The following is a 14,019-nucleotide window of genomic DNA, read 5'->3' on the forward strand; positions in this document are numbered from 1 at the left end:
CCACCACGTGGTGCGAAGGCGCCGGGCCCCGCCGCGCGATCCTGATCAGCGCAGGTACGCGGGGGTGCTCACGGGCAGGATAAATCGAAACTCCGCGCCCCCGCCGGGCGCCCGGTCGACCGTGATGGTGCCGCCGTGGGCGGCGACGATGCCCTTGACGATGTAGAGGCCCAGGCCGGTGCCGCCGCGCTTGCTGCCGCGCCAGAAGCGGGTGAAGACGCGGGCCATCGACTCCTCGGGGATGCCGGGCCCTTCGTCGCTCACGGTGACCGCCGTTCCTGTCTCGTCGTTGTCCGCCGGAGCGGGTGCGATGTCGATGGTGACAGTTCCCTCGCCGTGGCGCACCGCGTTTTCCAGCAGGTTGCCGAGCACCTGGTCGATCTTGTCGGGGTCGGCCCAGAGATCGGGCAGCGGGTGCTCGGTTCGGACGAGGAAGCGGTCGGGCGACTGGCCGCTGGCGACGAGGGCCTGTACGTGGCGGGCGACGGCGGCGGAGATGTCGACGGGCTGGCGGCGCAGCTCCAGCCGGCCGGAGTCGATCCGGGAGATGTCCAGCAGCTCGGCGATGAGGCGGGTGATGCGGCCGGCGTCGGCGTCGACCGTCTCCAGCATCAGCCGCTTCTGGTCGTCGGAGAAACGTTCCCACTTGGCGAGCAGCGTGGCGGTGAACCCCTTGACCGAGGTCAGCGGGGAGCGCAGCTCGTGGGCGACGGTGGCGATGAGGTCGGAGTGGCTGCGCTCGGTACGGCGGCGGGCCTCGGTCGAACGGAGCTGGACGACGACCCGCCGGACGGGTCCGGTGGGGTGGTCGCGGACGTACCGCGCGGAGACCAGGACCTCGCGCCCACCGGGAAGCAGCAGGTTCCGCTCGGGCTGGCCGACCCGGGTGGCGAGGCCTCCGTAGGGATCGGTCAGGGTCCACCAGCGGCGGCCCTTGAGGTCTTCGAGGGGCAGCGCCTGCTCCAGGTCGCTCCCGAGGGCGACTTCCTTCGTCACAGAAGTGATCTTGACGGCGGCGGCGTTGAAGCAGACGATGCGCCCGGTCCGGTCGGCGACGACCAGCCCGTCCGGCAGGTCGTCCGGCTCGACGCCGAGGAAGGTGTCCGAGGGAGCGGAGCCGTCCGCTCCGTACGCGTCCGCCCCGGGGCGTACGACGGTGTTCGTCGTCCGACGTGGCCTGCTCATGCCGACAGCCATTTTCCCGTACCCCACCTCTCGAACCGGTGCAGTGGGCCCCGAGCCCGTCACCCTACTAGGGCCTGTGCGGGGTTGTCGCGCGGAAGAAGGAGCGCGCCCGGCCCCGCGGCGCCGCGGGACAACCCCCGTACGGGCCCTGGGCGTCGGTGAACCGGCGGCACCCCGCGGGGGCGTGCGGCGGTGCCCGGGTCAGGAAGCCGTGCGGGGACGCTGCGCGCGTGCGGAGGCGTAGAGGCAGACGGCGGCGGCGGTGGCGAGGTTGAGGCTCTCCGCCTTGCCGTGGATGGGCACCCGGACCACCGCGTCGGCGAGGGCGCGGGTCTCCTCGGGGAGGCCCCAGGCCTCGTTGCCGAAGACCCAGGCGGTGGGGCCGCCCATGGTGCCGGCGTCGAGTTCGTCGTCGAGGTCGGCGGTACCGGCCCCGTCCGCGGCGAGCACCCGCGCACCGGCGTCCCGCAGCCCCTGCACGGCCAGCTCGACCGGTACGCCGATCGCGACCGGCAGGTGGAAGTGCGAGCCGACCGACGCGCGCACCGACTTGGGGTTGTACAGGTCGACCGAGGCGTCGGTGAGGACCACGGCGTCCGCGCCCGCCGCGTCGGCGCAGCGCAGGACCGTACCGGCGTTGCCGGGGTCGCGTACGTTCGCCAGTACGGCCACCAGGCGGGGCTTCGCGGCGAGGATGTCCTCGAACGGCGAGTCCAGGAAGCGGCAGACGCCGATCAGGCCCTGGGGGGTGACGGTCTGGGAGACGTCGGCGAGGACGTCCGCGTCGGCGAGGTGCACCCGGGCACCGGCCGCGTGGGCGGCGTCGATGATCTCCGTGTACCGCTCGGCGGCTTCCACGGTGGCGAACAGCTCGATCAGGGTGGGTTCGCCGTCGGCGCCCCGGTGCGTGGCGGCCTCGCGCACGGCCTGTGGCCCCTCGGCGATGAACCGGCGCTCCTTGACGCGGAAGTTCCGCTTGGCCAGCCTCCGGGCGGCGGCGACGCGGGGCGAACGCGGGGAGATCAGTTCGGGGATGCCCATGGTCGGCGGCGGGCCTCTCTGCGTGCGGCGGGACTCGGGGGTGTCCGGCGGATCGGGTCACGCGCACCGGGAGGGCGTGTGACGCACCGGGAGGGCGTGTGACGCACCGGGAGGGCGTGTGACGCACCGGACCCGCAGGCGACGAGCGCCTGCGGGTCCGGGTCAAGCACCTTCAAGTACGCCTGGGTCAGGCGGCCTTGGGGGCGTTCACGTCGGCCGGGAGGGCCTTCTTCGCGACCTCGATGAGGGCGGCGAACGCGTTGGCGTCGTTGACCGCGAGCTCGGCCAGGATCTTGCGGTCCACCTCGATGTTGGCGGCCTTCAGACCCTGGATGAGGCGGTTGTAGGTCATGCCGTTCTGGCGGGCAGCGGCGTTGATGCGCTGGATCCAGAGCTGGCGGAAGTCGCCCTTGCGCTTCTTGCGGTCGTTGTAGTTGTAGACCAGGGAGTGGGTGACCTGCTCCTTGGCCTTGCGGTACAGGCGCGAACGCTGACCGCGGTAACCGCTGGCGGCCTCGAGGATCGCCCGGCGCTTCTTGTGGGCGTTTACTGCCCGCTTGACGCGTGCCACTTTTAACTCCTTGTAGCGGGGCTGGTGTTCATGTCTTCGACGCACCCAGCCCGGAAACGAATTGGTCCCGGTGTGATCGAGGTCGGCCGCCCGGATTCACCGGGGGCCAGGACCTCACTTGCCGAGAAGCTTCTTGATCTTCTTGGCGTCGGCCGGAGCCACGACGACCGTGCCGGTCAGCGAGCGGGTCTTCTTGGACGACTTGTGCTCCAGGAGGTGGCGCTTGCCCGCCTTCTCGCGGAGCACCTTGCCGGAGCCGGTGATCTTGAAGCGCTTGCTGGTACCGCTGTGCGTCTTGTTCTTCGGCATCGCGCCGTTCTCTCCTCGTCAGTGGCGCCCCTCACGGTGCGGGCACCGCGCAATCAGGGGCGTCAGATCTCTGTGGGTTCCGGGAGGACCGGGGGCCACCTGGATGGCGGCCCCGAGGTCATGCCTCGGAAGGTGTCTCGGCCGAAGCCTCGGCCGGAGCCTCGGCCTGGGCCGGGGACTCACCCGCGGACTCGGTGTCCTGGGTGGCGCCCTGGCGCTCGGCCTTGCGGGCGGCCTGCGCCTCGCGGGCCTCCGCCATGGCTTCGGTCTTCTTCTTGTGCGGGCCCAGAACCATGATCATGTTCCGGCCGTCCTGCTTGGGGTTGGACTCGATGAAGCCGAGTTCCTCGACGTCCGAAGCGAGACGCTGGAGCAGGCGGAAGCCGAGCTCCGGGCGGGACTGCTCACGACCACGGAACATGATCGTGATCTTGACCTTGTCGCCCTGCTTCAGGAACCGGACGACGTGACCCTTCTTGGTGTCATAGTCGTGCGGGTCGATCTTCGGCCGGAGCTTCATCTCCTTGATGACCGTGTGCGCCTGGTTCTTGCGCGCCTCACGGGCCTTCATGGCCGACTCGTACTTGAACTTCCCGTAGTCCATGAGCTTGCACACGGGCGGACGGGCGGTCGCCGCCACCTCGACCAGGTCGAGGTCGTACTCCTGTGCGAGCTCCAGGGCCTTGGCAAGCGGAACAATCCCGACCTGCTCGCCGCTGGGTCCGACAAGTCGCACCTCGGGAACGCGAATCCTGTCGTTGATGCGGGGCTCGGCGCTGATGGATCCTCCTAGGTAGCACCACGGGACCGCCTGGCGGACAGCCTCGTAACGTCTGTTTTCGACAAGACCAACCGCGCCGGGATATGAAAAATGCCCCGGACGGGAACACAGGCGGGGCTCCTGGAAATACCGGAACACCGCCGCGTGCAATCCGCGGGGCGCATCGGACGGCTCCATCGTCCGTACGGAACGATGGTGGCCGTCTGACCGGTGACCCGTCGCCCTGAGGGCGACCAGGTGGGAGATCGGAGCCTCCACTTGTGGGCCGAGCACATAGGTGTCCGGCCGGTCGTTACACAAGGTTAGCAGTCGCCGGACGGAAACGTAAATCGTGTGCCGCACGGCCGCCCGGCCGCCCGGTCCGGCTCCCGCGCGCGGGGACGTACGGGATCCGCCGTATCGTGTGGGGCATGAGTGACGCCCCCAGCACCGAGAACCCCGGCTTCGACGCGATGGCCCGCGACATCGCGGAGGTCCCCGCCGTCGAGGTGATCGTGACCGTCGCGGTCAACCTGATGAGCGCAGCCGCCGTGAAGCTCGGCCTGACCGAGGAGGGCGAGGAGCACAAGGACCTCGACGAGGCCCGCAAGCTCGTGCACGCCCTCGCCGGCCTGCTGGACGCCAGCACGACCGAGATCAGTACCTTCCACGCATCGCCGCTGCGCGACGGGCTGAAGTCGCTCCAGCTCGCCTTCCGCGAGGCCTCGCTCGTACCGGACGAGCCGGGCACCGGGCCGGGCGAGAAGTACACGGGTCCGGTCTACGGCTAAGGGTTGTCCGCCGCCGGACAACAGTACGGAGCCCGCCTCCCCTGTGGGGACGGCGGGCTCCGTACTGTCCGGCGGATGCCGTCGTTCAGGCCGTCCCCGCCTCGTCGGCCGGAACGTCGCCCGCCTCGGCGGCACCCGTGGAGACCGGGTGCGTCAGACGGTGGGCGAGCGCGGCGATGACGCCGCCCACGAGTGGCGCCACGATGAAGAGCCAGAGCTGGGAGAGGGCGGGGCCGCCGGCGAAGAGGGCGGGTCCCAGGCTCCGGGCGGGGTTGACCGACGTACCGGTCAACGGGATGCCCACCAGGTGGATCACCGCGAGCGACAGGCCGATGGGGAGGCCGTCGAAGCCGATCACCGCGACCTTGTGGGTCACCGCCAGGACGACGAAGACCAGCAGGAACGTCAGCACCACCTCGGCGAGGAACGCGCCGCCCTGACTGAGGTGGACCTCCGAGCGGGCGCCGTAGCCGTTGCTGCCGAACTTGCCGTGCGTCTGGAGTCCCGGGACCTGCTTCGCCAGCAGGAAGAGCAGCGCCGCTCCCGCGATGCCGCCCGCGAACTGGGCGACCCAGTAGGTGACCGCCGTACGGGGGTCGATGCGCCGGGCCATCAGCATGCCGAGGGTCACCGCGGGGTTCACGTGGCAGCCGGAGATCGGCCCGAGCGCGTAGGCGAGCGCCAGCAGGGTGAACCCGAACGCGAGGGCGATGCCCACCGTTCCGATGAAGTCGACGGCGAGCACCGCGGAGCCGACGGCGAAGAACACCAGGAGCAGTGTCCCCAGGAACTCTGAGACAACTGTCCGCGTCTGCATACAACCACCTCGCGAAGTTCGTCCGGCTTTATTTCACTTCGCCCAGTTTCCGGGCAAAGGGACGGACGCGCTCGCTGAGCCGTTCAGGTGGCGGGGACCGCTCCGGAGGCCGACCATGCGCCCTGCGGACGGCCGTCACCAGCCGTGCGCCCGGCAGACTCGCGCGGCGGCCGGACACCCTCGGGAGAAGAGCGCGCCGGACGCCCATCGGGAGAAGAACGCGCCGGACGCTCAGCGGGAGAAGAGCGCCTCGCCGGGAGCGGGCGCGTCGGCCGGCAGCACGGCGAGGTCGAGGCCGCGTACGAGCCGGGCGCGCAGCACCTCGCTGGCGGAGAGCGCGGAGGCCACCCGACGCGCGGCCTCGGCGGGTACGGCGTCCGGGGCGAGGACGAGCGCGAGGGTGCCGTCGGCGCTGCCCGGGCCCAGGTGGGCTCGGAGCACGGCGGGTTCGGCCGCGACGACGTCCCGTACGGCCGTGACGACGGCGGGGTCGTCCAGCGGGTCGGCGCTGGTCCGTCCCTCGGCGAGGGCGCGCAGCGCGGAGCCGGAGAGCTCGAAGGCGACGGGCCCGGCGAGGTCCAGCACGATCGTGTCCGCCTTCTCGTGGGCGGCGGCCTGGAGCGCCTGGTGGAGGGGTACGGCGACGGGGCGGGCCTGCGGGTCCCAGAGCGCCAGGGACGCGGTGGAGGTGAAGGCGGGCAGCGCGCGCCGGTTCCCCGCCTTGAGGGTGGGGACGGCCATGTCGCTGGTCTTCTCGCGGCGCAGCCCGTTCTCGTCCTCTTCCACCTCGCCGAGGACGGCGACGACGGGTACCAGGAGCCGGGCCTCACGGAGGGCGGCGAGCACCGGCCCGACGGCCGACCGCTCCTTCGACCACGCGGTGAGCGCCGCCGTCAGCTCGGGGGCGGCGGTGCCGTCGTCGTCGGAGAAACCGGGGTCCGGGATGTTCTTGAGCTCCACGGGACGAGCGTAGTGGGTCCCTTTTCTCACCCGGACGACAGGTTCGCCACAGGCTCCTCTCAGATGCGGTTCCTAGCGTGCGGCCATGCCCCGACGGAGAATACGCAGGTCAGTGATGTCCGCCTCGGTGACGGCGTTGGTCGTGCTGGCCGGTACGGCGGCCGGCGGCGCGTATCTGACGAGCCGCTCGGCCGACGGCGCGGCCGACCCGGTGGCCTCGGTAGCCTCGGCCTCGTCGCGGGCCGCCTCGCCGGGGGGCGGTACACCCTCCGCGGCGTCGAGCGCGACAGGTGAGGAGCCCGCGGTGGAGTACGACGCGCTGGTGGCGGCGGCCGTCCGGCCGGTGGCCGGTGACGCACGGCTGTCGGTCGCGGTCCTCGACACGGAGAGCGGGGCGAGCGGGGCGTACGAGAGCACCGCCGGGCAGACCTTCGACACGGCCAGCATCGTGAAGGTGGACATCCTGGCCGCGTTGCTGCTGGCCGCGCAGGACGAGGGCCGGGAGCTGACCGCGAGCGAGCGGGCCTCGGCGGCCACCATGATCGAGAACAGTGACAACGCCTCGGCCACCCGGCTGCTCCAGGTGGTCGGCGGCGAGAGCGCGCTCGACGCGGCGAACGAGCGGCTGGGGCTGACCGGTACGACCGCCTCCCACGCGTGGGGGTTGAGCCAGACCGACGCGGCCGACCAGGTGCGGCTGCTGGAGGCGGTGTTCGCCCCGTCCGCCGGGACCGCGGACTCCCCACTGTCGGCGACGTCGCGGGCCTACGTCCAGGAGCTGATGGGCCGGGTGGAGGCGGACCAGCGGTGGGGCGTCTCCGCGGCGGGCGGCGACGCGCTCCTGAAGAACGGCTGGATGCCCCGGACCACCACCGGGCTGTGGGACATCAACAGCGTGGGGCGGGTCGAGTCGGACGGCAGGACGTATCTGGTGGCCGTGCTCAGCGACGGGCACGCCACCCAGCAGGCGGGGATCACGCTGGTCGAGGCGGCGGCGAAGGCGGCGGTGGGGGCGCTCGCGGCGGCCGGCTGACGACGCGGCGGGCCGAGAGGGCGGCGGGTCAGCCGAAGGGGGAGGCCGGGCGGTTCCTGCCGCGCCACAGCACCACGGCGACCGCCAGGAACAGGACGCCCGCCACTCCGGCGGCCGGGGCGGTCCAGGCGGCCGGTCCGCCGCCGTCGGTCGCGGGGTCGGGGCCGGAGCCGAAGTACTTCTTGCCGTAACCGGCCGCGGCGGCCTTGCCGTCCGCCTGTGCGGCGTCCCCGCCCGCCGCGATGGCCGCCGGCGGATCGACGATGCCGTAGCCGTGGGTGTCGTCCCGGCCGCCGGCCGGGGCGTCACGGGCCGTCTTCGCGAGGAGCGTCTTGATCTCGGCCGGGGTGAGGCCGGGGTGCGCGGCACGGACCAGGGCGACGGCTCCGGACACGAAGGCCGCGGCGGCCGAGGTACCCCACTCGATGTAGTAGTGCCGGTCCGGGTTGGCGACGACGATGTCGACGCCGGGCGCGCTGACGGTGGCGTACCAGTGCCGGGTGGAGAACGAGGCGTGGGTGCCGTACTTGTCGACGGCGGCGACGGCGATGACGCCGGGGTAGGCCGCCGGGTAGGAGGTGCTGTCCCCCTTCTCGCCGCTGTTGCCCGCCGAGGCGACGACGGAGACGCCCTTCGCGAGGGCGTACTGGATGGCGTTGTCCTCGGAGGCGTCCGCGTGGGCGGACTTGCTGTCGTCGCCCAGCGAGAGGTTGATGACGTCGGCACCGTGGTCGGCGGCCCAGCGGATGCCGTCGGCGAGTGCGGTTCCCCGGGACTTGCGCGCCTTCGACCGGGCCGCGTCGGTGGATTCCAGGATCACCCGGACCGGCAGGATCTTCGCCTCGGGTGCGACGCCGAGCACGCCGTCGCTCTGGCCGGGACCGTTGCCGTGCCCGGCGATGATGCCGGCCATGGCGGTGCCGTGCAGGGCCCACGCCTTGTCGCCGGGGCCCGCGCCGAAGCCGATGAGGTCCTTGCCGGGGAGCACTCCACCGGCGAGGTCGGGGTGGCTGTCGTCGACGCCGGTGTCGAGCACCGCGACGGTGATGCCCCTGCCCTTGGTCGTCCGCCAGGCCTGGTCGGTGTGGAGGGAGGCGAGGGCCCACTGCTGGTCGCGGATGGCGTCGGCCCGCGCCGGGGTGGCGGGCAGCAGCGCGAGCAGCCCGGCGGCAGAGGCGGCGACGAGGGCCCGCACGGCCCTCGCCCGCCCGGTGGCGGCGGTGGCGCGGGCGGTGCCGGGTGCGGCGGGGACGCGGGTGCTCATCGCGGCTTCTTCTCCGTCAGGTCGGCGACCGTCGTGCGCAGGGCGCGTTCCACCCGGTCGGCCACGCCCTCGGCGTCGTTGCCTAGGCCCGCCTCGGCGACGGCCGTGGTGGCGCCCCTGGCCATGGCCAGGGCGGCGGGCTGCGGACCGGTGACGGCCCGTCCGTCCGCGAATCCGGAGACCGCGTACACGAGGACGGGCAGCTCGGTCAGGACGTGCGTCGTCCAGGCGGCACGCTGGGCGGCCCCGAACCCCTCGGCAGCGGTGCCCGGCACGGGGTACGTACGGGGCATCAGGTCCTTGCGCTCGCCGAGCTTCTGGTCGGCGAACCGGGTGGCGAGCGCCCGCATCGCGGCGTCGTCCGCCTCCGTGAAGACCATGCCGACGGTGGTGACCGTGCTGCGCGTCGCGTCGGTGTAGGTGGCGCGGACCACGCGTACGCAGCCGACCGGTCCGAGGGCGCGTACCAGCAACGGGTCCAAGGCCTCGGCGCAGTCGCCGTCGGCGGCCACCCCGAGCCGGGTCCACACCCGGTCGGCTCCGCCCGGCCCGGCCCCCCTGCCCTGGAGGGTGCGGGGGAAGAGCGTGTCGACGGGGAGGCTGTGCCAGGCGCTGCGCGCGGTGGACCAGGAGGTGTTCCCGCCGGACGAGGCGGAGGCGTCGTCGGTGAGCCACACCCCGGCCGCCGCCCCGCCGATCAGGCCGATGCCGAGCACGACGCAGACGGCCGCGGCGACGGTCCTGGCCCGCTGCCGGGGCTCCGGCCTGATCGGCCGCAGCCGGGTGGTCCGCTCCATCGGCGTTTCGGGGAAGCCGTAGCGCGGCGGTACGGGGTACGGGCCGGGGGGCCGCGTCCCGTACGGGGCCGGCGGCGGGCCGGGCAGGGCGCCGGGCGGCGGGGTGAGGTCCACCGCCCCGACGGGCCTGCGCCGGGCGGCGGGCGGCGGCACGGACGGCTGGACGGACGGCAGCACGGGCGGCTGGGCGGGCGGCTGGACGGGCGCGGACGGGGGCCGGGCTCCCGGGACCTGGGGTGCGGGGCGCGCGGGGGCGGCCGGGACGGGCCGCAGCCGGGTGGTGGTCTCGGACGGGGTCGGTGCGGGGACGGACGGCGGCACCGGAGGCGGTACGGGGGGCTGCGCGGCCGGGGTTCCCGGGCGCAGGCGCCGGGTGGTCTCGGAGGTGATCCGCCCGGAGTCGGAGGGGGGCCGGCCGGAGGAGGCGGCGGGCGCGGGAGGAACGGCCGGAGGCCCGGCGGGCGGCGCGGGCACGGCGGGTGCGGACGGGGCGGGCACGGCGGGTGCGGACGGGGCGGGCAAGGCGGGTGCGGACGGGGCGGGAACAGGCGGAGGCCCGGCGGGCGGCGCGGGCACGGCGGGTGCGGTCGGGGCGGGAGCGCCGGGGGCGGCGGCGCCCGGGACCGGCGTGGGAGCTCCGGGCGGCTGGGGGGTGGCGGCGCCGGGCGGGGGCGTGGTGGTGCCGGGCGGGACCGGTGGGCGGGGCGGCACGGGAGCGTGCTGCGCCTCGGTGCTCATCCCGTCCCCCTGATTCACCTCGCGTACCGCTGCCGCTCGCGGAACACGCACCCGGGCAAGCCCGTTGGTCGCCGCGTGCCGGTCACTCTACGGGCTGCGGGCGGGCCGCGGGGAACGGGTCCGTCCGGGCGTCGCTTCCGCGCCTTCCGTTCCCGGCCGGTTGCGCCCGTACCGGGTCCGGCGGGGGGCGGGATCGTGGAACGGCTGTTCCGCACGGGCCCTTACCGGCGGGTACGCCTCTCTGGCAAGCTGCCGCCATGACTGTGCGCGCCACCGACCGGGCCCGTTACGACCGGGCCACCGCCCATCTCGACGCACCGCTCGCGGTGGTCGACCTGGAGGCGTTCGACGCCAACGCCGACGACCTCGTCGCCCGCGCCGCCGGGAAGCCGATCCGGGTGGCGAGCAAGTCCGTCCGCTGCCGGGCCCTGCTGGAACGGGTGCTCGCCCGGCCGGGGTTCGCGGGGATCATGTCCTTCACCCTGGCGGAGTCGCTCTGGCTGGCCCGGGCGGGCTTCGACGACGTGCTGCTCGCCTACCCGTCCGCCGACCGCTCGGCCTTCGCCGAGCTGGCCGCCGACCCGAAGCTCGCCGCCTCGGTGACGGTGATGGTGGACGACCCGGCGCAGCTGGAGCTGATCGACGCGTCCCGCGCGGGCGGCGCGGAGGAGATCCGGGTCGCGCTGGAGCTGGACACCTCGCTGCGCCTGCTGGGCGGCCGGGTGAGGGTCGGCGCGCTCCGCTCGCCGCTGCGTTCCCCCGACCGACTGGCCGAACTGGCACGGTCGGTGGCCCGGCGGCCGGGGTTCCGCCTGGTGGGCCTGATGGCGTACGAGGGGCACATCGCGGGGGTCGGGGACGCGGTCTCCGGGCGTCCGCTGCGGTCCCGGGCCATCCGGCTGATGCAGGCGACGGCCCGCCGGGAGCTGGTGGTGCGCCGGGCCGAGGTGGTGCGTGCGGTGCGCGCGGTCGTGCCGGACCTGGAGTTCGTCAACGGGGGCGGCACCGGCAGCGTGCAGCACACCGCGGCGGAGTCCGCGGTGACGGAGATCGCGGCCGGATCGGGGCTGTACGTCCCCCGGCTCTTCGACAACTACACGTCGTTCACCGGGCGTCCGGCGGCGCTCTTCGCGCAGCCCGTCGTGCGCAGGCCGGGGGTGGGCGTGGTGACGGTGCTGGGCGGCGGCTATCCGGCGTCCGGCGCGGCGGGCCCGGACCGGCTCCCCGTCCCGTACCTCCCGCAGGGGCTGCGCTACGACCCGCAGGAGGGGCCCGGCGAGGTCCAGACGCCGCTGCTGGGGTCGGCCGCCGACGATCTGCTGATCGGCGACAAGGTGTGGTTCCGGCACGCGAAGGCGGGCGAACTGTGCGAGCGGTTCGACGCGTTGCACCTGATCGAGGGCGACCGGATCACGGCCACCGTGCCGACGTACCGGGGCGAGGGACGGACGTTCCTCTGAGGACGGTGCGCCGTGCGGCGGCGCGGCCCCTCCTCCGAAGAGGGTGCGCCGTGTGGCAGGCTCGGGGGCTCAGCGCCTGTCGGGTGAAGGAGTGCGGGGATGCCCCAGTACACGGCCTCCGTCGGGGTGGTCGGTTTCCGGTTCGACGGGTTGCGCGAACTGCTCGGCCGGGCCGGTCCGGCGCGTTCCGGGGACGAGCTCGCGGGGGTCGCCGCGCGGAGCGACGCGGAGCGTACGGCGGCCCGGATCGCGCTGGCCGAGGTGGAACTGCGGGCCTTCCTCGAAGATCCGGTGGTGCCCTACGAGGACGACGAGGTCACCCGGCTGATCGTCGACACCCACGACGCCGGTGCGTTCGCGCCCGTCGCCGGGCTGACGGTCGGCGGGTTCCGCGACTGGCTGCTCTCCCACCGGGCGACCCCCGCCGCGCTCGCGGCGCTGGCGCCGGGGCTCACCCCGGAGATGGCCGCCGCGGTGAGCAAGCTGATGCGCAACCAGGATCTGATCCAGGTGGCCCGCGCGTGCACGGTCGTCACCCGGTTCCGGAACACGATCGGACTGCCGGGGCGGCTCTCGGTGCGCCTCCAGCCCAACCACCCGACGGACGATCCCCGGGGCGTCGCGGCCTCCGTGCTCGACGGGCTGCTGTACGGCTGCGGGGACGCGGTCATCGGCATCAACCCGGCGTCCGACTCCCTGGCCTCGGTGACGGATCTGCTGCGGCTGACGGACGAGATCCGGCAGCGTTACGCGATCCCGACGCAGACCTGTGTGCTCGCCCATGTCACGCGGACGCTCCGGGCGATCGAGCGGGGCGCTCCGGTGGATCTGGTCTTCCAGTCGGTCGCCGGGACCGAGGCCGCCAACCGCGCGTTCGGCATCGATCTGACCCTGCTCGCGGAGGCCCACGACGCGGCGCTCTCGCTGGGGCGGGGCGAACTCGGGGACAACGTCATGTACTTCGAGACCGGCCAGGGCAGCGCGCTCTCCGCCGACGCGCACCACGGCGTCGACCAGCAGACGCTGGAGGCCCGCGCCTACGCCGTGGCGCGGCGGTTCCGTCCGCTGCTGGTCAACACGGTGGTCGGGTTCATCGGCCCGGAGTACCTCTACGACGGCAAGCAGATCGTCCGGGCGGGCCTGGAGGACCACTTCTGCGGCAAGCTGCTCGGTCTGCCGATGGGCGTCGACGTCTGCTACACCAACCACGCCGAGGCCGACCAGGACGACATGGACAGCCTGTTGACGCTGCTCGGGGTGGCGGGCTGCACCTTCGTGATGGGCGTCCCGGGCTCCGACGACGTGATGCTGAACTACCAGTCCACCTCCTTCCACGACGCGCTGTACGTACGGTCCGTGCTGGGGCTGCGTCCGGCGCCGGAGTTCGAGGCGTGGATGGAGCGGATGGGGATGTACGACTCCGAGGGCCGGGCGGTGGCGCCGGTCGCGCAGAGCCCGCTGGCCGCCGGTCTCGCCGCGATGATCGGAGAAGCGTGACGGACCCGGAGAAGGCCGCGGAGAACCCCGATCCCTGGGAGCCGCTGCGGCGGCACACTCCGGCCCGGGTGGGGCTCGGGCGGACGGGCCAGGGGCTGCCGTCGCGGCGTCTGCTGGAGTTCCAGGCGGCGCACGCCCTGGCGCGGGACGCGGTCCACCAGGCGGTGGACTTCGCCGCCCTGCGTGCGGGGCTGACGGGCCATCCGGTCGCCGAGGTGCGCAGCGCCGCCCCGGACCGGGCGGTCTATCTGCGCCGCCCCGATCTGGGCCGGAGGCTGCACCCGGACGACGGGCCGCGCCTGGCGGGGCTGCCCGGCGGCGGCACGCTGGTGGTGATCGCGGACGGGCTCTCCGCCACGGCGGTCCAGCTCCACGCGCTGCCGCTGCTGGGGGCGCTGGTGCCGCTGCTCGACGGGAGCGGAGGCAGGAGCGGGGACGGTGGCGGTGGCCGGGAGGCCGTTCCGGTGGTCCTCGCCTCCCAGGCGCGGGTGGCGCTCGGGGACGAGATCGGGGAACGGGTCGGCGCCCGGCTGGTGCTCGTCCTGATCGGCGAACGCCCCGGGCTCAGCGCCGCCGACAGCCTCGGGGTGTATCTGACGTACGGGCCCCGGACCGGGCGGCGGGACGCGGAGCGCAACTGCGTCTCCAACATCCACCCCCCGGCCGGGCTCGGCTACCCGGCGGCGGCACGCACGATCGCCTCCCTCGTCGCGGGGGCTAAGCGGCTCGGGCTCTCGGGGGTGGCGCTCGGTGGCGAGGAGCCCGGGGGTCCGGCGGCGCTGGACTGAGGGCTGTC

General features: G+C 73.8%; 14 protein-coding genes. 5 read left to right on the forward strand and 9 right to left on the reverse strand.

The annotated features are described in order from the left end of the window. Positions 1-45: 45 nt before the first annotated feature. The 5 genes from ACFWEE_RS13740 to infC all read right to left on the reverse strand — a co-directional run bounded on the left by ACFWEE_RS13740 (position 46) and on the right by infC (position 3,887). Positions 46-1,185, reverse strand: coding sequence for an ATP-binding protein (locus ACFWEE_RS13740; RefSeq protein WP_386888870.1), 1,140 nt, complete (start codon positions 1,183-1,185; stop codon positions 46-48). 201 nt (positions 1,186-1,386) lie between these two features. Then, the gene (locus ACFWEE_RS13745; RefSeq protein ID WP_386888872.1) at positions 1,387-2,226 is read right to left on the reverse strand and encodes a TrmH family RNA methyltransferase; all 840 of its coding nucleotides are present in this window, start codon (positions 2,224-2,226) and stop codon (positions 1,387-1,389) included. Between the two features lie 187 nt (positions 2,227-2,413). Further along, positions 2,414-2,797: a 50S ribosomal protein L20 gene (gene rplT / locus ACFWEE_RS13750; protein WP_275495100.1), complete on the reverse strand. Its 384-nt coding sequence runs from the start codon at positions 2,795-2,797 to the stop codon at positions 2,414-2,416. 114 nt (positions 2,798-2,911) lie between these two features. Then, the gene (gene rpmI / locus ACFWEE_RS13755) at positions 2,912-3,106 is read right to left on the reverse strand and encodes a 50S ribosomal protein L35 (RefSeq protein WP_266702544.1); all 195 of its coding nucleotides are present in this window, start codon (positions 3,104-3,106) and stop codon (positions 2,912-2,914) included. Positions 3,107-3,224: 118 nt separating this feature from the next. Then, entirely contained in the window at positions 3,225-3,887 is a 663-nt protein-coding gene (gene infC, locus ACFWEE_RS13760; RefSeq protein ID WP_386889037.1) for a translation initiation factor IF-3, read from the reverse strand. Between the two features lie 410 nt (positions 3,888-4,297). On the opposite strand from infC, the gene ACFWEE_RS13765 reads away from it, so the two are divergent. Beyond that, a complete protein-coding gene (locus ACFWEE_RS13765; protein WP_386888874.1) occupies positions 4,298-4,657 on the forward strand; it encodes a DUF1844 domain-containing protein in 360 nt (119 codons plus the stop codon). An 85-nt stretch (positions 4,658-4,742) separates the two neighbouring features. Here ACFWEE_RS13765 and ACFWEE_RS13770 read toward each other — a convergent pair whose 3' ends face one another. Next, positions 4,743-5,474, reverse strand: a complete 732-nt coding sequence (locus ACFWEE_RS13770) for an MIP family channel protein (protein WP_386888876.1) — start codon at positions 5,472-5,474, stop codon at positions 4,743-4,745. Positions 5,475-5,705: 231 nt separating this feature from the next. Continuing rightward, a complete protein-coding gene (locus ACFWEE_RS13775; protein ID WP_386888878.1) occupies positions 5,706-6,434 on the reverse strand; it encodes an SseB family protein in 729 nt (242 codons plus the stop codon). Between the two features lie 85 nt (positions 6,435-6,519). Here ACFWEE_RS13775 and ACFWEE_RS13780 point away from each other — a divergent pair, with 85 nt between their 5' ends. Then, complete coding sequence (locus ACFWEE_RS13780; RefSeq protein WP_386888880.1) at positions 6,520-7,467, forward strand: serine hydrolase; 948 nt, start codon at positions 6,520-6,522, stop codon at positions 7,465-7,467. Positions 7,468-7,495: 28 nt separating this feature from the next. Here the strand turns inward: ACFWEE_RS13780 and mycP are convergent, their stop codons facing one another. Both mycP and ACFWEE_RS13790 read right to left on the reverse strand, forming a co-directional pair. Continuing rightward, entirely contained in the window at positions 7,496-8,731 is a 1,236-nt protein-coding gene (gene mycP / locus ACFWEE_RS13785) for a type VII secretion-associated serine protease mycosin (protein ID WP_386888882.1), read from the reverse strand. Further along, positions 8,728-10,266 (reverse strand): hypothetical protein, encoded by a 1,539-nt coding sequence (locus tag ACFWEE_RS13790; protein ID WP_386888884.1) that lies wholly within the window; start codon positions 10,264-10,266, stop codon positions 8,728-8,730. Before ACFWEE_RS13790 ends, mycP begins: the two co-directional genes overlap by 4 nt. 257 nt (positions 10,267-10,523) lie before the next feature. Between ACFWEE_RS13790 and ACFWEE_RS13795 the strand changes: the two genes are divergently transcribed. From ACFWEE_RS13795 to eutC, 3 genes are all read left to right on the forward strand, one after another. Next, positions 10,524-11,726, forward strand: a complete 1,203-nt coding sequence (locus ACFWEE_RS13795; RefSeq protein ID WP_386888886.1) for an amino acid deaminase/aldolase — start codon at positions 10,524-10,526, stop codon at positions 11,724-11,726. A 99-nt stretch (positions 11,727-11,825) separates the two neighbouring features. Further along, complete coding sequence (locus ACFWEE_RS13800) at positions 11,826-13,223, forward strand: ethanolamine ammonia-lyase subunit EutB (RefSeq protein WP_386888887.1); 1,398 nt, start codon at positions 11,826-11,828, stop codon at positions 13,221-13,223. Next, positions 13,220-14,011, forward strand: coding sequence for an ethanolamine ammonia-lyase subunit EutC (eutC, locus tag ACFWEE_RS13805; protein ID WP_386888889.1), 792 nt, complete (start codon positions 13,220-13,222; stop codon positions 14,009-14,011). Before ACFWEE_RS13800 ends, eutC begins: the two co-directional genes overlap by 4 nt. The last annotated feature ends 8 nt before the right edge of the window (positions 14,012-14,019 follow it).

The organism is Streptomyces sp. NPDC060184 (genome assembly GCF_042728795.1).
In the GTDB taxonomy this organism is placed as follows: domain Bacteria; phylum Actinomycetota; class Actinomycetes; order Streptomycetales; family Streptomycetaceae; genus Streptomyces.